Origin of the sequence: Streptomyces sp. NPDC059355 (assembly GCF_042752335.1) — a bacterium.
Taxonomy (GTDB): Bacteria; Actinomycetota; Actinomycetes; order Streptomycetales; family Streptomycetaceae; genus Streptomyces.
In genome coordinates, this window is record NZ_JBHYXN010000006.1 from 211,451 (window position 1) to 231,167 (window position 19,717).

Consider the following 19,717-nt stretch of genomic DNA (forward strand, 5'->3'; position numbering starts at 1 on the left):
CGAGCACAGCCCTCTGGATCGAGCGAAGGAAAAGGGACCCGCCATGACCCGCGCCGCAGGACGCCCCGCAGGCCGCCCACCAGGACGCCTCGAAGGACGCACCGCAGGTCGCCGCGCCGGACGCCGCCCCGGCCGGCTTCGGCGGACCCTGCTGGCCGGGCTCATCGCCGCGGCGGTCGTGTTCCCCGTTTCCGCCGCCGCCTCTCCCGACGTCCCGGCCCCGCCGCCCGCCGCGCTCGCCGAACAGGCCCCGCTCCCGGACCGGTACGCCGCCAACCGCGCCGACCTCGCCGAGGCGGCCCGCATGGCGCGGGACGCCGGCCGCACCGGCCGCGCGGCGAAGCTGCGGGCCATGGAGGCGGACGGCACCGCCCGTTTCCTCGCCTTCGACGGCCGCGGCAGGGGCCGTGCCGTCGAGGTGCTCGGCGATCTGGAGACCGCCGACCGGGTCGCCGTCCTGGTGCCCGGCTCCGACACCACGCTGGACACCTACCAGCGGTTCCGCGCCGGGGCCGTCGCCCTGCAGCAGCGCCTCCGCGCCGAGCATCCCCGCTCCGCCGTGGTCGCCTGGCTCGGGTACGACACCCCCGGCACGGTCAGCGCGACCGTCCTGACCGCCGACCGGGCGGATGCGGCAGCCGCCGAACTGGGCCCCTTCCTCGACCGCTTGGGGCGGTCCGCCGCGCCCGGCGCCCGGCTCTCCCTCCTCTGCCACTCGTACGGGAGCGTGGTCTGCGCCCGGACCGCCACCGGCCCCGAAGTCGGCGACATGGCCCTGTTCGGCAGCCCCGGTACGGGCGCCGGCTCCGCCGCCGAGCTGCCGACCGGCGCCCGGGTCTGGGCGGGGCGCGGCGGGGCCGACTGGATCGGCCACGTCCCCCATGTCCGCCTCGGCGGGATCGGCTTCGGCACCGACCCCGTCGACCCGGCCTTCGGAGCCCGGCTCTTCGCCGCCGGCCCCGGCGGCCACAGCGACTACCTCAAGCCCGGCACCACGTCCCTCGACAGCCTGACCCGCATCGTGCTCGGCCATGCCCCGGAGGCCCCCCATGCGTAAGCTCCGTGCCCGCTGGTCCGTCCTCGCGGACCGCATCGAGGCCGGCACACCCGCCGACCGGGACCGGCCCGTGGACGCCCTGCGCTCCTTCGCCATCCTCGGTGTGGTGCTGGGCCACTGGCTGGTGACCGCCCTGACCACCGCCAACGGGGGCCTGAGCAACACCAGTCCGCTGGCCCACCTGCCCTGGCTGGCGCCGGTGTCCTGGGTGTTCCAGACCCTGGCCGTGTTCTTCCTGGTCGGCGGCCATGTCGCCGCCCGCGGCCATGCCTCGGCGCGCGAGCGCGGGGTGCCGTACGGGGTGTGGGTCGGGCAGCGGCTGTCGCGGCTGTTCCGGCCGGTCTGCGCGGTGCTCGCCCTGTGGACCGTGACGGCGGCCGGGATGCTGCTCGGCGGGGCGGAGCCGGGCACCGTCCAGACGCTGGTCAAGCTCGTCCTCTCCCCGCTCTGGTTCCTCCTCGTCTTCGCCGTGCTCACCGCCGCCACCCCGCTCGTGGCCCGGCTCAGCCCGCTGTGGCCGCCGGCCGTGGTGGCCGGTGTGGACGTGTGGCGGTTCGGCTTCGGCGGGCCGGAGTGGATCGGCTGGGTCAATGTGGCCGCCGGCTGGCTCGTCCCCTACACCCTGGGCGCCGCCTGGTCCCGCGGGGCGTTCGCCCGGCGCACCCCGGCCGCCCTGCTGCTGGGCGGGGGCGCGGCCGCCACCGTCGGACTCGTCCTGTGGGGCGGGTATCCGGCCTCCATGGTCGGCGTCCCCGGGGCCCCGATATCGAACCTGAACCCGCCGACGCTGGCCGCCGTCTCCTTCGGCCTGGCCCAGTGCGGGCTGGCGCTGCTGCTCCGCGGCCCGCTGGAGCGGGCCATGCGAAGGCCCCGGGCCTGGGCGAAGGTGGCGCTGATGAACCTGTCCGCGATGACGATCTTCCTCTGGCACCAGACCTCGATGATGGCCGTCACCGCCCTGGGGCTGCTGGCCCCCGTCGATCTGCCCGGGCTGCACACCGTGCCCGACTCCCCGCAGTGGATGGCCGCCCGGCTGCTGTGGCTGCCGGTGTTCGCCGCCGCGCTGGGCGTCTGCTGGGCCGCGTTCCGTACGGACGAGCAGGCGAGGCGGCCGCGCCGGCGCACATCCGCCCCGGCGGTCTCCCGACCGGTCACGGGCTCCCGCCCCACCCCCCACCCCCTGCGGGCGCCCGAGGAGGTGATCCGGCATGCCTAGGCTGAGCGACGTGAACGAGCGGAGCGGGGCGCCCGGTGTGGGAGTGGACACGGACCACGGCAGGACCGCCGCACCCCGCGGCCGGCTCCTGCGGACCCTGGCGCAGGACCTGCTCACCATCGAGCGGGACCCGCTGCCCAGGATGTCCCGGCCTCGCTGGCTGGCCCGGCTGCCGCACGCGCTGGTCATCTACGCCGCGGTCTTCTTCGCGTTCCTCACCACGGAGCAGCTGGGCGACCACTACCAGGTCACCGGCGGTCCGCCCCTGGTGGCGGCGCTCCTGACCGGGGCCTCGATCGCGCTCGCGATGTTCCGGCCGATGGCCGGCTGGTGGCTCGGCCTGCTGGCCGGTGTGCTGAGCGCGTGGCTGATCCGTCCCAACGTCGGCGCGGGGCAGACGTGGCCCTGGACGGCCGGGGGGTTGATCGCCTTCGCCCCGGTGCTGCTGCTGGTCGCCCTGCGCGTACCGCCGCGCGTGACCGTGTCGGCCGTGGGTGTCCCCGTCGCCCTGACCGGCCTGGCCGAGGTGCTCTGGAAGCCGGAGCACGGCCAGAGCACCGTGCTGACGGCGCTCCTCATCTACGGGTTCGTCGGACTGCTCGGGTACGCCCTGCGGGCCACCCGCCTGGCCCGCGGCAAGCTCGTCGAGCAGGAGACGATCACCGAGGAGGAGCGGGCCCGGCGCACCCTGCTGGAGGAGCGGAGCCGCATCGCCCGCGAACTGCACGACGTCGTCGCCCACCACATGTCGGTGATCTCCATCCAGGCGCAGGTCGCCCCGTACCTGGTGGAGAACCCCTCCGAGGAGCTCAAGGAGAACCTGGCGGGCATCCGGGGGAACGCTCTGGAGGCCCTGACGGAACTGCGCCGGGTGCTGGGCGTGCTGCGTTCCGAGCAGCCGGACGATCCGGCGAACCCGCACCATCCGCAGCCCACCCTCACCGAACTGGACGGCCTGGTGGACAACGTGCGCAGTGCGGGGCTGGCCGTCACCACCGAGATCGCGGGTGTCCGGCGGCCCCTCACCCCCGGTGTCGAGCTCACCGTGTACCGGATCGTGCAGGAGGCGCTGAGCAACTGTCTGCGCCACGCGCCCGGTTCCCGGGTCGAGGTCGGCATCGCGTACGGGCCGCGCGAACTGCACCTGTGCATCGCCAACAGCGCGCCGACCCGGCCGGCCCCGCCCTCGCACGGCGCCGGGCACGGTCTGCTGGGGATGCGGGAGCGGGCGGGCATGCTGGGGGGCGAGCTCGCCGCCGGCCCCCGCCCGGGCGGGGGGTACGAGGTGAGCGCCGTGCTCCCGATGGATCCCGAGACGAAGAAGGACTGAAGAGGACGCATGAGCACTCCGGCCGACCCGATCAAGGTGATGATCGCCGACGACCAGATGATGGTCCGGCAGGGATTCACCGTCCTCCTCAATGCCCAGCCCGACATCGAGGTCGTCGGCCAGGCCGTGGACGGGGCCGACGCGGTGGCGAAGGTCGCCGAACTCGGGCCGGACGTGGTCCTGATGGACATCCGCATGCCCGGAACGGGCGGCATCGAGGCCACTTCCGTCATCACCGCCGTGCCGGACTCCGCCGTCAAGGTGCTGGTGCTGACCACCTTCGACCTCGACGAGTACGTGTACGAGGCGCTGCGCGCCGGGGCCTCGGGGTTCCTGCTGAAGGACGCGTCGGCCGACCAGCTCGCGGAGGCGGTCCGGGTGGTGGCGGCCGGCGAGGCACTGCTCTCGCCGAACATCACCAAGCGGCTGATCACGGAGTTCTCCCGGATGGGGGCGCCGCGTGCGCCGTCGAGGGCGCGGATCGACGAGCTGACCGAGCGGGAGACCGAGGTGCTGTCGCTGATCGCGCAGGGGCTGTCCAACGCGGAGATCGCCGGGCACCTGGTGGTGGCCGAGCAGACCGTGAAGACCCATGTCGGGCGGATCCTGGTGAAGCTGGGCCTGCGGGACCGGACCCAGGCCGCGGTGTTCGCGTACGAGACGGGTCTGGTCCGTCCGGCGGGCTACTGAGTGGCCCGGGTAGTACCTGAGAGGGACGCCGGGATATCCCCATCAGCGGCGACGCGGACGAGGGGGCGGCCGACCTACGGTGTGGGTATGAGCGAGACGACCTCCCGGGCGAATCCCCGGACACCCGAGTTCCGGATGGCCTCCGGCCTGTTCCGGAGCCTGCGCCAGGATCTGATCACGGACGCCTTCGCCTACCGGCCGCTGGCGCCGATGCGCACCGACGGGCCGGTGACGCGGCGGCTCCCGGCGCGGATACGGCCGTACCTGGTGTATCTGCCGCATGCGGTGGTCGGGTTCATCGCCTTCTTCGTGGTGATGCTGACGTCCACGAGCAGCGGGGAGTACATCGCGGCGAGCAGCACCCTCGTGATGGGGCTGGTCGCGGCCACTCCGGTGCTGATGACGCTGGTGCGGCCCGTGGGGGCGTTCTGGGCGGCCATCACCGCCACCGGGGCGCTCGCGGTGATCGGCCCCGGCTGGAACGACGTGTGGCCCTGGTCGCCGGGTGCCTTCGTCTCCTACCTGGCGACGGTGACCCTCGCCGCGATGCGGACCAGGCCCCGGGCGGCCGGCTGGATGTGGCTGATCACCCTGGGGATCGGCATCGGGATACCGGTCGTGCTCGGCCGGGGGGAGCCGGTCGAGATCATGCCGATGGCCTTCCTCCTGGCGGTCTCGCTTCTGGTGGTGACGGTCCGCAACATACGCAGGGAAGCGGAGCAGGAGGTCAGCGCGCAGCAGGAGGTCACGGCCGTCGAGCGGGACCGGCGGACGCTGCTGGAGGAGCGGACGACGATCGCGCGGGAGCTGCACGACGTGGTGGCGCACCACATGTCGGTGGTGGCGATCCAGGCGGAGGCCGCGCCGTACCGGGTGAAGAACCCGCCGCCGGAGCTGGAGGCGGCGTTCGCCACCATCCGGGAGAACGCGGTGGCGGCGCTGACGGAGCTGCGCCGGGTGCTGGGTGTGGTGCGCTCCGCGGACTACGAGGCGCCGGACGCCCCGCAGCCGACGCTGGCCTCGCTGGACGGACTGCTGGCCAATGTGCGGGAGGCCGGGCTGAGCGTGGACAAGACGGTGACGGGTGCGGTGCGGGAGCTGCCGCCGGGCGTGGAGCTGTCGGCGTACCGGATCATCCAGGAGACGCTGAGCAACACCCTGCGCCATGCGCCGGGGGCGGCGGCCTCGGTCGAGGTCTCGTACGTACTGGGCGGGTTGGGCATACGCGTGGTCAACGCGGCGGGGACCGGGAATGTGCGGCCCTCGCCGGGCGCCGGGCACGGGATCACCGGGATGCGGGAGCGGGTGGCCATGCTGGAGGGTGAGATGACGGCCGGGGAGACCGAGGCGGGCGGGTACGAGGTGGCGGTGTTCATACCGGTTCGCGGCCGGCAGGGCGAGGCCCAGGACGCGTCGCAGGGGCAGGGGCAGTCGGCATGACGATCAGGGTGCTGATCGTCGACGACCAGATGATGGTCCGGGAGGGCTTCTCCGTCCTGCTCAACGCGATGGACGGCATCGAGGTGGTCGGCGAGGCGGTGGACGGCCGCGAGGCCGTCGCCAAAGTGGCGGCGCTGCGGCCGGACGTCGTGCTGATGGACATCCGGATGCCGGTGATGAACGGGCTGGAGGCGACGCGGGAGATCGTGGCCTCCGACACGGACGCGAAGGTGCTGGTCCTGACGACCTTCGACCTCGACGAGTACGTGTACCAGGCCCTGCGGGCCGGGGCCTCCGGGTTCCTGCTCAAGGACGCCTCGGCCCGGCAGCTGGCCGACGGGGTGCGGGTGGTGGCCTCCGGTGAGGCGCTGCTGGCGCCGACGGTCACCAAGCGGCTGATCCTGGAGTTCTCGAAGCTGTCGACCCCGCCGAAGCTGGCGGATCCGGCGGGGACAGGGGAGTTGACCGAGCGTGAGACGGAGGTGCTGGTGCTGATCGCGCAGGGGCTGTCCAACGCGGAGATAGCGGACCGGCTCATCGTCGCGGAGTCCACGATCAAGACGCACGTGAGCCGGATCCTGGTGAAGCTGGGCCTGCGGGACCGCACCCAGGCCGCGGTGTTCGCCTACGAAACCCGCCTGGTGACCCCGGCGTAGCCGGGGCCGGGGCGGGCGGGGCCGGCGGTGCCGCGGCAGGCCGTGGCGGTTTCCGGCCGCGCGCGGGGCGGTCTTCTACAGTGAGGGGATGGGCTTTGATCCGTGGGACGCCGCGTTCGTCGCCGATCCGTATCCCGCCTACCGCGAGCTGCGGGAGCAGGGGCGGGCGCTGTGGTGGGAGGCCACCGGGCAGTGGCTGGTGCCGCACTACGCCGATGTGAGCGCGCTGCTGCGCGACCGCCGGCTCGGCCGGACCTACCTGCACCGCTTCTCGCACGAGGAGTTCGGCCGCGAGGCCCCGCCCCCGGGGCACGAACCCTTCCATGTCCTCAACGACAACAGCCTGTTGGACCTGGAGGATCCCGCCCACGCGCGCGTGCGGCGCCTGGTGTCCAAGGCGTTCACCCCGCGCACCGTGGAGCAGCTCGCGCCCGCCGTGGACCGGCTCGCCGGGGAGCTGGTCGGCCAACTCCTCGCCGACGGGGGCGGGGACCTGCTCACCGTCGTCGCCGAGCCGCTGCCCGTGGCCGTGATCGCCGAGCTGCTCGGGGTCCCGGAGGCGGACCGGGCCCTGCTGCGGCCCTGGTCGGCGGAGATCTGCGGGATGTACGAGCTCCGTCCCGACGAGGAGACCGCGCGGCGGGCGGTTCGCGCGAGCGTGGAGTTCAGCGCCTACCTGCGCGAGCTGATCGCCGAGCGGCGCAAGGAGCCCGGCGAGGATTTGATCTCCGGCCTGATCGCCGCCCACGATGAAGAGGGCCGGCTCAGCGAGCAGGAGATGATCTCCACCTGCGTCCTCCTGCTGAACGCGGGCCACGAGGCCACCGTGAACACCACCGTCAACGGCTGGTGGGCCCTCTTCCGCCACCCCGAGCAGCTCGCCTCGCTCGATTCCGAAAAGTTGTCCACAGCTGTGGATGAACTGATGCGCTACGACACACCCCTCCAGCTCTTCGAGCGCTGGGTGCTCGACGACATCCGGATCGGCGACACCCTCATCCCGCGCGGAGCCGAGGTCGCGCTGCTCTTCGGGTCCGCGAACCGGGACCCCGCCCGGTTCGAGCGGCCCGACGCCCTGGACCTCGTACGGGACGACAATCCGCATCTCAGCTTCGGCGCCGGGATCCACTACTGCCTCGGCGCTCCGCTCGCGCGGCGGGAGCTGACCGCCTCGTTCGGGGCCCTGCTGGCAGACGGCGTCCCGCCCCTGAAGCTCGTACGGGAGCCTCGGTGGCGGGACGGGTACGTCATCCGCGGTCTGGACGAACTCCTCGTGGAGTTCTGAGAGTTACGGGCATTCCGGGCGGAGGCTACGCGGCCAGGTCCCGGCGGCGCAGCGCCGTCAGGCCGGCCGCCAGCAGGGCCGCCGCCAGCGCGGTCAGCACCAGCAGCGGGGCCCAGGCCAGGGCCTCGGCGCCCGGCAGCTTGGGCAGGTGGGCGAAGGGCGACAGGTTCAGGACGGCCTGCGGGAGGTTCAGCGCGGGGCCGATCCAGCCCAGCGTCAGCGCGCCACCGGCCACCGCCCAGGCGGTCACCGCGTACCGCGGGGCGGCTCCGTGCAGGAGGGCCGCGAGGGCCCCGATCACCCAGACCGCCGGGAGCTGGGCGAGCGTCGCACCCACCGCCGCGGCCACGCCGTGGAGGCCCTGGCCGTGCCCGATCCCCAGCCCGAGCCCCGCCAGCAGCAGGATCAGCGCCGAGCCGCCGAAGGCCACCGCCAGGTGGCCGCCGGCCCAGCGCAGCCGCCCGACCGCGTTCGCGAGCAGCGGTTCGGCGCGCTGCCCCGACTCCTCGCCGCTCAGCCGCAGCACCGACGAGACGATGAACAGGGCGGCGATCATGCCGAGCATCCCGGCCATCGTCGCGAGGAAGGCGTCCGCGATCCCGCTCTGCCCGCCCATCCGCTCGATGATCTCGCGGGTCCGTTCGTTGTCGCCGACCAGCTGCGTGGCCCCGTCCGTCATCCCGCCGAAGACCACCCCGGCCGCCAGGAACGCCAGGCTCCATCCGATCAGGCTCCCCCGCTGGAGCCGCCAGGCCAGCGCCCCCGGACCGGCGAGCCGGCCCTCCGCCGGGCCCGGGCGGGCCGGCAGGAAGCTCATGCCGATGTCGCGGCGGCCGGCCAGCGCGTACGCCGCCGCCACCTGCACCGCCACGGCCGCCGCGAACAGGGCGAACACCCACCAGCGTTCGGCCGCGAAGGCCCGTACGTGCTCCAGCCAGCCCAGCGGCGACACCCAGGTCAGCGCGCTCGAACCCCCCGCGCTCCCGGCGTCCCCGGCGGCGCGCAGCACGAACGCCGCGCCGATCAGTGCTCCTGCGAGCCCCTTCGCGAGCCGCGCGCTCTCGGTGAGCTGCGCCGCGATGGCGGCCAGCGCCGCGAACAGCATCCCGGTGGCGCCGATGCCGAGCCCGAGGGCCGACGCACCACCCGCCCCGCGCCCGGCGAGCCCGGCCGTCACCAGCAGCGCGGCGAGCCCGTTGGCCGTCAGGGCCGCCAGCAGCGCGGCCGTCAGCGGCGCCCGACGGCCCACCATCGCGGCGGAGAGCAGCTCCTGACGGCCCGTCTCCTCCTCCTCGCGGGTGTGCCGGACCACGATGACCAGGCTCATGATCCCGGCGAGCACCCCGGCGAAGACCCCGCCGCGCCATGCGGTCAGCGCGCCGATCGAGTCGCCGAAGACCGGCCCGTACAGGGCGCGCAGCGAGCCGTTGGTGTTCATCGTGCCGAGCAGCCGGCCCCGTTCGGCGGCGGTCCCGTACACCGACTCCAGCGAGGCGGGCAGGCTGAGCACCAGCAGCGCCACGACCGTGATCCAGACCGGCATCATCACGCGATCGCGGCGCAGCGCGAGGCGCAGCAGCGTTCCCGTGCCGGCCAGTTGGTTCCTCATCGCGACACGCCCGCCTTCACGTTGCCGCCGACGCCATGGCCGTGCACGTCGTCCTCGTAGTGCCGCAGGAAGAGCTCCTCCAGCGTCGGCGGGGTCGAGGTCAGCGACCGCACCCCGGAATCGGCGAGCGAGCGCAGTACGGCGTCCAGCTTGTCCGTGTCGGCCTGGAGGCGGATCTTCAGCCCCCGCACCTCCAGGTCGTGCACGCCCGGCAGCTGCGCGATGCCGTTCGGCGGGCCGGCGAGCTCGGCGCTGATCGACGTACGCGTCAGGTGCCGCAGATCGGCCAGCGTGCCCGTCTCCACGGTGCGGCCCTTGCGGATGATGCTGACCCGGTCGCAGAGGGTCTCGACCTCGCTCAGGATGTGCGAGCTGAGCAGGACGGTCCGCCCGGCGGCGCGCGCCTCGGCGACGCAGCCCTGGAAGACCCCCTCCATCAGCGGGTCCAGCCCGGAGGTGGGCTCGTCGAGGATGAGCAGTTCGGCGTCGGAGGAGAAGGCGACGAGCGCGACCTTCTGCCGGTTTCCCTTCGAGTAGGTGCGCCCCTTCTTGGTGGGGTCCAGCTCGAACCGCTCGATCAGCTCGGCGCGCCGGGCCCGGTCCAGGCCTCCGCGGAGCCGCCCGTGGAGGTCGATGACCTCGCCGCCGGAGAGGTTGCGCCACAGGGTGACGTCGCCGGGGACGTAGGCGACGCGGCGGTGGAGTGCCACGGCGTGGGCCCAGGGGTCGCCGCCGAGCAGCTCGGCGGTTCCGGAGTCGGCGCGCAGCAGGCCCAGCAGAACCCGGATGGTGGTGGATTTGCCGGAGCCGTTGGGGCCGAGGAAGCCGTGGACCTCGCCGGTGGCGACCGTGAGGTCGAGACCGTCCAGTGCGTGGGTGCGGCCGAACGCCTTGTGGAGCCCGGCGACACTGATTGCCTTCGTCACGATTCTGAACGTACGCTACTTTCACAAACTTGTGAAGCTAGGGAAACGTATAAAGTCGGAAGGGTGGCGGACGACATGAACACTCAGGCACCTGACGTACGGAGCGACGAAGCGGCGGTCTCCCGCTTCGTGGAGCGGTTCGCCGCGCAGCTGACCGAAGCCGGGATGCAGCGGATGGCCTCGCGGGTCTTCGCGCAGCTGCTCGCGAGCGACCGCGGCTCGATGACCTCGGCGGAGCTGAGCGAGGCCCTGCAGATCAGCCCGGCGGCGGTGTCGGGGGCCGTGGCCTACCTGTCGCAGGTGACCATGGTCAGCCGGGAGCGGGAGCCGGGCTCCCGGCGGGACCGGTACGTCCTGCACAACGAGCTCTGGTACGAGACGTTCACCCGGCGGGACCAGGTGCTGAGCCTCTTCGAGAAGACCTTGCGCGACGGCGCGGCCGGAGTCGGCACGGACACCCCGGCCGGCGCGCGCATGGCGGAGACGGCGGCGTTCTTCGAGTTCCTGCAAGGCGAGATGCACGCGATGATGGACCGCTGGCGGGCCCACCGGGCCACCCTGGACCTCCCCGCCTCCTAGGGAGTGTCGTCAAAGTGGCGTCGGCCGCCCGAAAGGGCGGGGCCGGCGGGGCCTGGTGCGTGCGATCGCAAGGCGGAGGAGGGAACCGACGCGCAGCGTCGGTGACCGACGACAACGCGGCGAGCGTGCGTGCCAGGCCCCGCCGGCCAGACGGGACTTTGACGACACGACCTAGGCCGCGTCCTTCGGACCAGGGCGGGCCCGTGGCGGTTGCGGACGGGCGCCGGGCGGCATGGCGGGCCATGGGCCGTCCGCCCAGCGTGGCCGGGGCCCGCCATCGTCCTGGTCCACGGATTCTGGGGCGGCGCCGCCCACTGGGCCAAGGTCGTCCCTGAACTCCATCGCCGCGGCTTCGGCCGGCTCCACGCCGTGGAGAACCCGCTGACCTCCCTGGCCGACGACGCCGAACGCACCCGCAAGACGGTCCGGCAGATCCCCGGGCCGGTGCTGCTCCACGGGCACTCGTACGGCGGAGCGGTCATCACCGAAGCCGGCGACCTGCCGAGCGTGACGGGGCTCGTGTACGTCGCCGCCTTCGCGCCGGACGCGGGCGAAAGCCCCGGCGGGATCAGCCAGGAGCAGCCGCCCGCCGCGCTGGAGAACACCGCCCCCGACTCCGACGGCTACCTGTGGATCAAGCCGGAGAAGTTCCGCGAGAGTTCGCGCAGGACCTGTCGACCGAGGCGGGGCTGGTCATGGCGGTGACCCGGAAAGCCCCGCTGGCATCGACGTTCTGGGATGCCGTCACCGCACCGGCGTGGCGGGTGAGGCCGACGTGGTACCAGGTGTCCACGCAGGACCGGATGATCCACCCGGACAACGAGCGCCGCATGGCCGCGCGGATGAATCCGCGCAAGACCGTGGAGCTGGACGCCGGCCACGCGTCGCCGGCGTCGCAGCCGCACGCGGTGGCGGACCTGATCGAAGCGGCCGCCTCCGCGTCGGGCGCATGAGGCGGGGCCGGTCAGCGCGGCAGCGTGAGCGACCACGCCCCCGGCCGGAGCGTCCACGTACGGCGCCGGACCGGCCCCGCCACCAGCGCGTCCGCCCGGTAGCGGAAGTCCGAGCCCGACACCGTCACCGAGGCCGCCCTCACCCGCAGCGAAGGGCCGCCGGCCAGCCGGACCGTCACCTCCGCCACCCCGCCGGAAGACGACACCGGCACCACGCGCAGGTCCTCCACCGCCCGGTCCACGTCCACCAGCAGCTGCCCGTCCGCCTCCACCCGCAGCCGGTGCCCCACCCGGGCACCCGGCGGGACCAGCGTCCGCACCAGCGAGCGGTACGCGCTCCACACCGACGGCCCCGACGGCCTGGCCGCCGCCCGGACGGGTGGAATCCGCAGATCCCCGAGCACCACCCCGTCGCTGTCGTCGACCAGCAGGTCCCGCGTCCGCGCGGCCCCGTCCAGCACCGAGTGCGCCGCCGCCACCGCCGACAGCGGAACACCGAGGGACCTCGCCAGCCCCAGCGATCCCACCTGCCCCACCGGAATCAGCGAAACGGCCCCGTCCCCGAGCCCGCGCTCCCGGTACAGCAGCCCCACGGCCCGTACCAGCGCCCGGTCGTCGCCGACGATCACCGGCTGCCGATGGCCCCTGCGGGCAAGAGCCCGCGCAAACTCCTCCTGCGAATCCGGGAGGCAGATTTTCGCCGCAGCTCCCGCTGACAGAACATCCTTCGCGATCCGCACGGACTCGCCGTCAAGACGGCGGGCGACCGGGTCGACGAGCACGAGCAGGCCGCCTACCGGCGCGCCCGCATGGCTCATGGTGGGCTCTGGAGCCGACACCTCGGTCCTTCCTCGGGTAGCATCTTTGTGCAAGAGGCCCTTGCGCTATTGCGCCAGGGCCTTCGTCTATTCCGGGGTACCGGTCCGACGGCTCAGCCTGCGGTGTACATCGTCGTACGCCCCCTGACCTTGGACATGCCCCATCCGGAAGAGGTGTACGCCTGTGCCCGCTCTTGTGCTGCTCGGAGCTCAGTGGGGTGACGAGGGCAAGGGAAAGGCCACCGACCTGCTCGGTGGTTCCGTTGACTATGTAGTGCGCTACCAGGGCGGCAACAACGCCGGCCACACGGTCGTCGTAGGCGACCAGAAGTACGCGCTGCACCTTCTCCCTTCCGGCATCCTCTCCCCTGGATGCACCCCGGTCATCGGCAACGGTGTCGTCGTCGACCCGGCCGTCCTGCTCTCCGAGCTGCGCGGCCTGAACGAGCGCGGCATCGACACCTCCAAGCTGCTCATCAGCGGCAACGCGCACCTGATCACGCCGTACAACGTCACCCTCGACAAGGTCGGCGAGCGCTTCCTCGGCAAGCGCAAGATCGGTACGACCGGCCGCGGCATCGGTCCGACGTACGCGGACAAGATCAACCGCATCGGCATCCGGGTCCAGGACCTGTACGACGAGTCGATCCTCAACCAGAAGGTCGAAGCGGCGCTGGAGGGCAAGAACCAGCTCCTCGCCAAGCTCTACAACCGCCGCGCCATCGAGGCCGCGGCGATCGTGGAGGAGATGCTCCAGTACGCGGAGCAGATCAAGCCGTACGTCGCCGACACCACCCTGATCCTCAACAACGCGCTCGACGAGGACAAGGTCGTGCTGTTCGAGGGCGGCCAGGGCACCCTGCTCGACGTCGACCACGGCACGTACCCCTTCGTCACCTCCTCGAACCCGACCGCGGGCGGCGCCTGCACCGGCACCGGCGTGGGCCCGACGAAGATCAGCCGCGTCATCGGCATCCTGAAGGCGTACACGACCCGCGTCGGCGCCGGCCCGTTCCCGACCGAGCTGTTCGACCAGGACGGCGAGGACCTGCGCCGCATCGGCGGCGAGCGCGGCGTGACCACCGGCCGCGACCGCCGCTGCGGCTGGTTCGACGCGCCGATCGCGCGTTACGCCACCCGCGTGAACGGCCTGACGGACTTCTTCCTCACCAAGCTGGACGTGCTGACCGGCTGGGAGCAGATCCCGGTCTGCGTCGCGTACGAGATCGACGGCAAGCGCGTCGAGGAGCTCCCGTACTCGCAGACGGACTTCCACCACGCGAAGCCGATCTACGAGAACCTGCCCGGCTGGTCCGAGGACATCACCAAGGCCAAGACGTTCTCGGACCTCCCGAAGAACGCCCAGGCGTACGTGAAGGCCCTCGAGGAGATGTCGGGCGCCCCGATCTCCGCGATCGGCGTCGGCCCCGGCCGCACCGAGACGATCGAGATCAACTCGTTCCTCTAGGACCGACGCGAAAGGGGCGGTGCGCCGTGTGGCGCACCGCCCCTTTCCGCTTCCCGCCGCGTCAGTCGCTCTCCTCTGTGAGCGCGTGAAGCGAAAGCGTGAAACGGGAACCGCTTCGTGGATCAGCCGGTCTGGTACCAGGCGATCAGGTCGACGACCATGTCGATGTCCTGCCAGCCCTGGTTCCAGAAGTCGATGACGCCGCCCTTGCCCCCGGACGTCTGGACCAGGTTCGGCACGGTCGCACCCGCCGTCCAGTTCACGGACGAGGAGACGGGCCGCTGCGGCGTGACCGCGGTGCCGTTCCGGTAGTCGGGCCAGGTGTTCGGGTCTGCGGTGACCGACAGGAAGCCCGCGCCCTTGGTGTTGGTGACCGTGGTGTTCAGCACCCAGCCGTCGATGTCGGAGTTCGTCGTGTCGGCGTCGAACTGGACGGGCAGCATCGTACGGGCCGGCACCGGGCCGGCCTTGCGGCCCCAGCTGTCGATGCGGGTGTCCAGGACCCGGTACGGGCCCCCGAGGCAGACGAGGGCCGCCCTGCTGTCGGTGCTGTAGTAGCCGACCACGTCGGCCACCACGTCGGCCCGGTCCCAGCTGCCGTTGCGGACGGTGATCTTCCCGTCGGGGCCGACCGGCACGATCACCGAGTTGGAGACCGTCTGACCGGCGGCGAAGTTCACGCTGGAGGTGGACGGCGCGGCCTGCCCGCTCGGGTACGCGGTGAGGTGGCCGGCCGCCCGCGGGTTCGCGACCGTCAGGTTGAGCGCCACCGCGGTGGCCCCCTTCGGGACGCCTCCGTGCCCGGCCATGTCGACCCCGAAGGTCCCGTAGCCGGCCACCTGCCCCTTCGCCGTACCGATGCCCTCACGGGTGTCGACGGCGCGGACCGGGTTCAGCGTGGTGTAGCCGCTGGCGACCGACGCCGTGAAGTATCCGGTGACGTCCGCGAGCAGGTCGACGGAGTCCCAGCCTCCGTTGATCAGACGGACGGACCCGTCCTTGCCGACCGGCACGATCACCTGGTTCGCAACGGTCTGCCCCGGGGCGTAGTTCAGGTTCGACCCGGTCTCGAAGCCGTCCTTGTCGGGCTGGACCACGACGTGGCCCACGCCCGCGGCGTTGGTGGCGGTGACGTTCAGGACCACTTCGGTGACCCCGGCGGGAATCTTGGCCGCGCCCGCGACCTGCAGGACCACCGAGCCCCGCCCGGCGACCTTGGCCTGCGCGGCGCCGAGGCCGGCGCGGGTGTCCAGCAGGCGTGTGGGCGCGTGCGCGGTGTACTCGCTGCCCGAGGTGACGAAGTCGAGCCGGTTGACGGCCTCGGCACCGTTCGTGGTGTCCTTCACCGTGACCGTGACGGTGTACGAGCCGACAGCGGCGTACGTGTGCTGGGTGTTGCGCCGGTCGAAGCCCGTGCTGGAGGCCGTGACCTTGTCCGTGGTCCCGTCACCCCAGGCGATGGTGATGTCGAGACCGGCGATCTCGCTGCTGATGCGCGTCGTCAGGTCGATCGAGTGCGCGGTAGGCGTACTGCCTTCCAGGGAGATCGCGGGGTACGGGTTCGCCTGCGTGCCCTGCGTGCCCTGCGTGCCCTGTGCCCGGGCGGTCCCCCCGGACCGGGACCCCGGCGTGACCACCGTACGGTCCGCCGGGCTGGAGAAGGTCCTGCCCCCCGGCAGCGACCCTCCCTTGCCCGGGTTCACCCCGGTCGCCGCGGCCACCCCGTGGCCGGGCGGAACGGCGGGACCGGCCGCGGCGGCCGGAACGGAGGCGAGACCTGCGAACGCCGCCACGAGGGCGGCGGAAAACATGAGACGGCGACGGAGCACCGTTCCCCCCTTGGTCTGGTGCAAAACCCTGAACGGGTTCGAAATCCAGTTCAGCGTACAGACCGGTCGGGAGCTCGGGCCACGGGGTTCCTCCCCGTCACACCCACGGGCGGTGGGCTCTACCAGGCGAGCTGCGAGATCTCCTCGGCCACCACCGCGCAGGCGTCGGCCGCGGGGTCGATGAGCGGGAAGTGACCGATCCCGTCCAGCAGCGTCAGCCCCACGGTCTCGCCGGCCTTCGCCGCCGCGGCCACGTACGACTCCGCCACCGACGACGGGACCACGATGTCCTCCCGGCCGTGGACGACGGCCGTCGCGATCCCGGTCGGCAGCAGGACCGCCGGGTCCGCGAACGGCAGGCGCTCCGCCCACCGGTCGGCGCCGCCCAGCAACTGCGCGGACGCGCCCCCGCACACACCCAGCTCCTCCGCGGCCACGAAGTCCGCGATCGGGGCCAGCGCCACCACTCCGCGCAGCGACGGCGGGGAGGGCAGCCTCCAGGCGTCCGGGGACGCGGGCGGCAGGACGTGCCGGGCCGACGCCCACAGCGCGAGGTGGCCGCCCGCGGAATGCCCGGTGATGACCGTACGGCGCGGGTCGGCCTGCGGGAGGTGGACCGAGGCCAGCTTCGGGAGGGCGTCCATCGCGGCGGCCACGTCGTCGAAGGTCTCGGGCCAGCGGCCGGCCACGTGCCCCTCGGCGTTCTGGTGCGGGAGGGAACTTCCGCGCCGGTACTCGACGTTGGCGACGGCGAAACCCCGGCGGGCCAGGAAGTCCGCGAGCGGGGTGATGTGGTGCCGGTCGTACGGGGCGCGCCAGGCGCCGCCGTGCAGGAGCACGACCAGCGGGACCGCGCCCGCGACGCCCTCGCCGCGCGGGGCGTAGAAGTCGATCACCTGGTCGGGGTGGTCCCCGTACGACCCGGTCGTGTCGGGGGCGACCGGCGGGTGGGCGAAGGCCGAGGCGGCCTCGGCAGCGTCCCGTTCGGCTGCGGGGTCCGTCATCGGCTCAACCTCTCGGTAACGCGTGGGACTGGTGTTCCGGCAGAGCGGGACCGTATCAGGCCGGAACAGGACCGTCGGTGGCGGGCGGGGACCTTGGCCGGGATATGCGGGGGCGGACGGAGCCGAAGCCCCGCCCGCCCTGTTGCCGTGACGTTTCGCCCCTACATCACCCGAAAATGTGACCCAGTGTCCGGGCCGCGCGCTCCGCGTCGGCGAAACCGACGTAGAGCGGGGTGAAACCGAAGCGCAGGACGTCCGGGGCGCGGAAGTCCCCGATCACGCCGCGGGAGATCAGGTCGTCCATGACCGCGCGGGCGTTCTCGGTGCGCAGCGAGACCTGGCTGCCGCGCCGGTCGTACTCGGCCGGGGTGACCGATTCGACCTTGCCGGCCGGGACGTACGCGGCCACGCACTCCAGGAAGAAGTCGGTCAGGGCGAGGGACTTGGCCCGTACGGCTTCCACCGAGACCCCGTCCCAGGCGTCGAGCGCCGCTTCCAGGGCCAGCATGGACAGGATGTCCGGGGTGCCGACCCGGCCGCGGACCGCGCCGGCCGCCGGGGTGTAGTCGGGGGTCATCGCGAACGGCTCCGCGTGGCCGTTCCAGCCCGGGAGCGGGGAGTCGAAGGCCTGCTGATGGCGTTCGGCGATGTAGAGGTACGCCGGGGAGCCGGGGCCTCCGTTCAGGTACTTGTACGTACAGCCGACCGCGAGGTCGACGCCGTGCTCGTCCAGGCCGACGGGGAGCGCGCCGGCCGAATGGCACAGGTCCCAGACGGTGACGGCCCCGGCAGCGCGGGCCGCCGCGGTGAGGGCCGGGAGGTCGTGGAGGCGGCCGGTGCGGTAGTCGACGTGGTTGAGGAGGACGACGGCGGTGTCCTCCCCCATCGCCTCGGCCGCGTGCGAGGGGTCGACCGGTATGACGGTGAGGCCGGTCATCCGGGCGGCCGACTCGGCGATGTAGCCGTCGGTGGGGAAGGTGGAGGCGTCGACCAGCATCCGCGTGCGGCCGGGGCGGGCCAGGCGGGCGGCTCCGACCAGGGCCTTGAACAGGTTGATGCTGGTGGAGTCACCGACGACCGTCTGGCCGGGGGCGGCGCCGATGAGCGGGGACAGTTTGTCGCCGATCCGCTCGGGGGCGGTCCACCAGGTGCCCGTGGACCAGGACTGGATGAGCTCCGTGCCCCACTCGTGCGTGATGACCTGGGCGATGCGGGCCGCGACGCCGGTCGTCAGCGCTCCCAGGGAGTTGCCGTCCAGGTAGACGACTCCGTCGGGGAGGCTGAAGCGGTCGCGGAGCTTGCCGAGCTCGTCGGCGGTGTCGAGGGCGGCGGCGCGGGCGGCGAGGTCCGGGAAGGACCTCGCGCCGTACGAGGAGTTCGCGTCAGACATGGCTGCGTGCCGTCCAGAGTTCCGGGAACACGTTCTTCGTGGCGCGCTTTTCGAGCCAGGTCACGCCGGCCGAGCCGCCCGTGCCGGTCTTGGCGCCCATCGCGCGGCGGGTGGCGACCAGGTGGTCGTTGCGCCAGCGCCAGACGAGCTCCGCGACGTCCGTGAGGACCTCGCCGAGACGGTGCAGGTCGTGCTGCGCGTCGGGGTCCGCGTACAGGGAGGTCCAGACGGCCTCGACCTCGGGCGAGGGCTCGTACCGCCGGGAGAGGTCGCGGTCCAGGACCGCCTGCGGGACCGACAGGCCGCGGCGGGCCAGCAGGCGCAGTACCTCGTCGTACAGGCTGGGCTCCTGGAGGGCCTTCTCCAGCTCCGCGTGGACGCGCGGGGCGCCGCGGTGCGGGACGAGCATCGACGCGGACTTGTCGCCGAGCAGGAACTCCATGCGGCGGTACATCGCCGACTGGAAGCCCGAGCCCTCGCCGAGGGCGGCGCGGTAGGCGTTGAACTGGCCCGGGGTGAGCTGGGCGAGCGGGCGCCAGGAGGCGTTGAGGGCTTCCAGTTCGCGGAGGGATCGTTTCAGCGCATCCATCGCGACCGGGATGTCGTCCTCGCGGAGGGCCTTCGCGGCCGTCTCCCATTCGTGGACGATGACCGTGAACCACAGCTCCATGACCTGGGTCGTCACCAGGAAGACCATCTCGCCCGGGTCGTCCGAGCGGAGGTGCTGGAGGTGGGTGAGGACGTCCGCCTGGACGTAGTCCTCGTACGGGGTCGTGCCGGCGAAGTCGAGGTTCGGGGTGTCCGAACCGGCTCCGGAGGCATCAAGGGTGTTCGACATCGCTGTCTCCTCGACACGTGCTTCCGGGTAGCGGTCCGCCCCTTCCGATGGGTGAGTGGAGCCCCGGTCCCCTGCTCGCATCATAGGACCGGTTGCGGGGCTCCCTCCATTGGGGTGTGACCGGGGTCACAGGTGTTTTTCGGACACTACGGCATGCCGGGACCCCACGCTCGGGGTCCCGGCACGCCGGATGCGGTTCAGGCGCCGAGCACGTCCGCGGCCGTCTCGGAGGAGTCGCGCAGGAAGGTCGAGCAGCGCTCGTACTCCTCCTTCTCGCCGATCGCCCCGGCCGCACGGGACAGGGCGTGGAGGGCGCGCAGGAAGCCGCGGTTCGGCTCGTGCTCCCACGGCACCGGGCCGTGGCCCTTCCAGCCGGCCCGGCGCAGGGCGTCGAGGCCGCGGTGGTAGCCCGTACGGGCGTACGCGTACGACTCGACGGTGCGACCGGCGGCGAACGCCTCGTCGGCGAGGACCGCCCAGGCGAGGGAGGAGGTCGGGTGCGCGGCGGCCACCCCGACGGCGGGCGTGCCCGCGGCGATGGCCTCGCGGCCCGGCTCGTCGGGGAGGTGGGTGGGGGCGGGGCCCCCGAGCAGGTTCTGGTGAATGGACATGCCCCAAGTCTGGGGTAT

At 72.7% G+C, this 19,717-nt stretch carries 17 protein-coding genes and 1 pseudogene; 10 read left to right on the forward strand and 8 right to left on the reverse strand.

What is annotated here, in order from left to right; translation table 11 throughout:
* The first annotated feature begins 43 nt into the window (after positions 1-43).
* The 7 genes from ACFXGI_RS08700 to ACFXGI_RS08730 all read left to right on the forward strand — a co-directional run bounded on the left by ACFXGI_RS08700 (position 44) and on the right by ACFXGI_RS08730 (position 7,674).
* The gene (locus ACFXGI_RS08700) at positions 44-1,057 is read left to right on the forward strand and encodes an alpha/beta hydrolase (RefSeq protein WP_384704726.1); all 1,014 of its coding nucleotides are present in this window, start codon (positions 44-46) and stop codon (positions 1,055-1,057) included.
* Positions 1,050-2,273, forward strand: a complete 1,224-nt coding sequence (locus ACFXGI_RS08705; protein ID WP_384704727.1) for an acyltransferase — start codon at positions 1,050-1,052, stop codon at positions 2,271-2,273. The genes ACFXGI_RS08700 and ACFXGI_RS08705 overlap by 8 nt, the downstream gene beginning before the upstream one ends.
* Positions 2,266-3,603, forward strand: coding sequence for a sensor histidine kinase (locus ACFXGI_RS08710; protein WP_384704728.1), 1,338 nt, complete (start codon positions 2,266-2,268; stop codon positions 3,601-3,603). The genes ACFXGI_RS08705 and ACFXGI_RS08710 overlap by 8 nt, the downstream gene beginning before the upstream one ends.
* 9 nt (positions 3,604-3,612) lie before the next feature.
* Complete coding sequence (locus ACFXGI_RS08715) at positions 3,613-4,293, forward strand: response regulator (protein WP_384704729.1); 681 nt, start codon at positions 3,613-3,615, stop codon at positions 4,291-4,293.
* A gap of 87 nt (positions 4,294-4,380) precedes the next feature.
* Positions 4,381-5,733 carry a sensor histidine kinase gene (locus ACFXGI_RS08720; RefSeq protein ID WP_384704730.1) on the forward strand — a complete coding sequence of 451 codons (1,353 nt, stop codon included), beginning with the start codon at positions 4,381-4,383 and terminating at the stop codon, positions 5,731-5,733.
* Positions 5,730-6,389, forward strand: coding sequence for a response regulator (locus ACFXGI_RS08725; RefSeq protein WP_384704731.1), 660 nt, complete (start codon positions 5,730-5,732; stop codon positions 6,387-6,389). Before ACFXGI_RS08720 ends, ACFXGI_RS08725 begins: the two co-directional genes overlap by 4 nt.
* A gap of 88 nt (positions 6,390-6,477) precedes the next feature.
* Positions 6,478-7,674 (forward strand): cytochrome P450, encoded by a 1,197-nt coding sequence (locus tag ACFXGI_RS08730; RefSeq protein WP_384704732.1) that lies wholly within the window; start codon positions 6,478-6,480, stop codon positions 7,672-7,674.
* 25 nt (positions 7,675-7,699) lie between these two features.
* Here the strand turns inward: ACFXGI_RS08730 and ACFXGI_RS08735 are convergent, their stop codons facing one another.
* Together ACFXGI_RS08735 and ACFXGI_RS08740 are read right to left on the reverse strand one after the other, a co-directional pair.
* Positions 7,700-9,283, reverse strand: a complete 1,584-nt coding sequence (locus ACFXGI_RS08735; protein ID WP_384704733.1) for an ABC transporter permease — start codon at positions 9,281-9,283, stop codon at positions 7,700-7,702.
* A complete protein-coding gene (locus tag ACFXGI_RS08740) occupies positions 9,280-10,209 on the reverse strand; it encodes an ATP-binding cassette domain-containing protein (RefSeq protein ID WP_384704734.1) in 930 nt (309 codons plus the stop codon). The genes ACFXGI_RS08735 and ACFXGI_RS08740 overlap by 4 nt, the downstream gene beginning before the upstream one ends.
* Positions 10,210-10,284: 75 nt before the next feature.
* On the opposite strand from ACFXGI_RS08740, the gene ACFXGI_RS08745 reads away from it, so the two are divergent.
* Entirely contained in the window at positions 10,285-10,788 is a 504-nt protein-coding gene (locus tag ACFXGI_RS08745; RefSeq protein WP_384704735.1) for a GbsR/MarR family transcriptional regulator, read from the forward strand.
* A gap of 210 nt (positions 10,789-10,998) precedes the next feature.
* Positions 10,999-11,741: pseudogene (locus ACFXGI_RS08750) on the forward strand (alpha/beta hydrolase).
* Between the two features lie 11 nt (positions 11,742-11,752).
* Here ACFXGI_RS08750 and ACFXGI_RS08755 read toward each other — a convergent pair.
* Positions 11,753-12,559 carry a diacylglycerol kinase gene (locus ACFXGI_RS08755; protein ID WP_384704754.1) on the reverse strand — a complete coding sequence of 269 codons (807 nt, stop codon included), beginning with the start codon at positions 12,557-12,559 and terminating at the stop codon, positions 11,753-11,755.
* Between the two features lie 184 nt (positions 12,560-12,743).
* Here ACFXGI_RS08755 and ACFXGI_RS08760 point away from each other — a divergent pair, with 184 nt between their 5' ends.
* Positions 12,744-14,027, forward strand: a complete 1,284-nt coding sequence (locus tag ACFXGI_RS08760) for an adenylosuccinate synthase (RefSeq protein WP_384704736.1) — start codon at positions 12,744-12,746, stop codon at positions 14,025-14,027.
* Positions 14,028-14,149: 122 nt separating this feature from the next.
* Here the strand turns inward: ACFXGI_RS08760 and ACFXGI_RS08765 are convergent, their stop codons facing one another.
* From ACFXGI_RS08765 to ACFXGI_RS08785, 5 genes are all read right to left on the reverse strand, one after another.
* Positions 14,150-15,856, reverse strand: a complete 1,707-nt coding sequence (locus ACFXGI_RS08765; RefSeq protein WP_384704737.1) for a PKD domain-containing protein — start codon at positions 15,854-15,856, stop codon at positions 14,150-14,152.
* Between the two features lie 119 nt (positions 15,857-15,975).
* Entirely contained in the window at positions 15,976-16,860 is an 885-nt protein-coding gene (locus tag ACFXGI_RS08770) for an alpha/beta hydrolase family protein (RefSeq protein ID WP_384704738.1), read from the reverse strand.
* Between the two features lie 166 nt (positions 16,861-17,026).
* Entirely contained in the window at positions 17,027-18,250 is a 1,224-nt protein-coding gene (kynU, locus tag ACFXGI_RS08775) for a kynureninase (RefSeq protein WP_384704739.1), read from the reverse strand.
* Positions 18,243-19,088 carry a tryptophan 2,3-dioxygenase family protein gene (locus ACFXGI_RS08780; protein WP_384704740.1) on the reverse strand — a complete coding sequence of 282 codons (846 nt, stop codon included), beginning with the start codon at positions 19,086-19,088 and terminating at the stop codon, positions 18,243-18,245. Before ACFXGI_RS08780 ends, kynU begins: the two co-directional genes overlap by 8 nt.
* A gap of 197 nt (positions 19,089-19,285) precedes the next feature.
* Positions 19,286-19,699 carry a DUF3151 domain-containing protein gene (locus tag ACFXGI_RS08785; RefSeq protein ID WP_384704741.1) on the reverse strand — a complete coding sequence of 138 codons (414 nt, stop codon included), beginning with the start codon at positions 19,697-19,699 and terminating at the stop codon, positions 19,286-19,288.
* Positions 19,700-19,717: the final 18 nt, after the last annotated feature.

What these genes read in the sequence shown, in the direction of transcription:
- ACFXGI_RS08700 (WP_384704726.1), top strand. Translation starts at nt 44, where the DNA reads ATGACCCGCGCCGCAGGACGCCCCGCAGGCCGCCCACCAGGACGCCTC.
- ACFXGI_RS08705 (WP_384704727.1), top strand. Translation starts at nt 1,050, where the DNA reads ATGCGTAAGCTCCGTGCCCGCTGGTCCGTCCTCGCGGACCGCATCGAG.
- ACFXGI_RS08710 (WP_384704728.1), top strand. Translation starts at nt 2,266, where the DNA reads ATGCCTAGGCTGAGCGACGTGAACGAGCGGAGCGGGGCGCCCGGTGTG.
- ACFXGI_RS08715 (WP_384704729.1), top strand. Translation starts at nt 3,613, where the DNA reads ATGAGCACTCCGGCCGACCCGATCAAGGTGATGATCGCCGACGACCAG.
- ACFXGI_RS08720 (WP_384704730.1), top strand. Translation starts at nt 4,381, where the DNA reads ATGAGCGAGACGACCTCCCGGGCGAATCCCCGGACACCCGAGTTCCGG.
- ACFXGI_RS08725 (WP_384704731.1), top strand. Translation starts at nt 5,730, where the DNA reads ATGACGATCAGGGTGCTGATCGTCGACGACCAGATGATGGTCCGGGAG.
- ACFXGI_RS08730 (WP_384704732.1), top strand. Translation starts at nt 6,478, where the DNA reads ATGGGCTTTGATCCGTGGGACGCCGCGTTCGTCGCCGATCCGTATCCC.
- ACFXGI_RS08735 (WP_384704733.1), bottom strand. Translation starts at nt 9,283, where the DNA reads ATGAGGAACCAACTGGCCGGCACGGGAACGCTGCTGCGCCTCGCGCTG.
- ACFXGI_RS08745 (WP_384704735.1), top strand. Translation starts at nt 10,285, where the DNA reads ATGAACACTCAGGCACCTGACGTACGGAGCGACGAAGCGGCGGTCTCC.
- ACFXGI_RS08755 (WP_384704754.1), bottom strand. Translation starts at nt 12,559, where the DNA reads ATGAGCCATGCGGGCGCGCCGGTAGGCGGCCTGCTCGTGCTCGTCGAC.
- ACFXGI_RS08770 (WP_384704738.1), bottom strand. Translation starts at nt 16,860, where the DNA reads ATGACGGACCCCGCAGCCGAACGGGACGCTGCCGAGGCCGCCTCGGCC.
- kynU (WP_384704739.1), bottom strand. Translation starts at nt 18,250, where the DNA reads ATGTCTGACGCGAACTCCTCGTACGGCGCGAGGTCCTTCCCGGACCTC.
- ACFXGI_RS08780 (WP_384704740.1), bottom strand. Translation starts at nt 19,088, where the DNA reads ATGTCGAACACCCTTGATGCCTCCGGAGCCGGTTCGGACACCCCGAAC.
- ACFXGI_RS08785 (WP_384704741.1), bottom strand. Translation starts at nt 19,699, where the DNA reads ATGTCCATTCACCAGAACCTGCTCGGGGGCCCCGCCCCCACCCACCTC.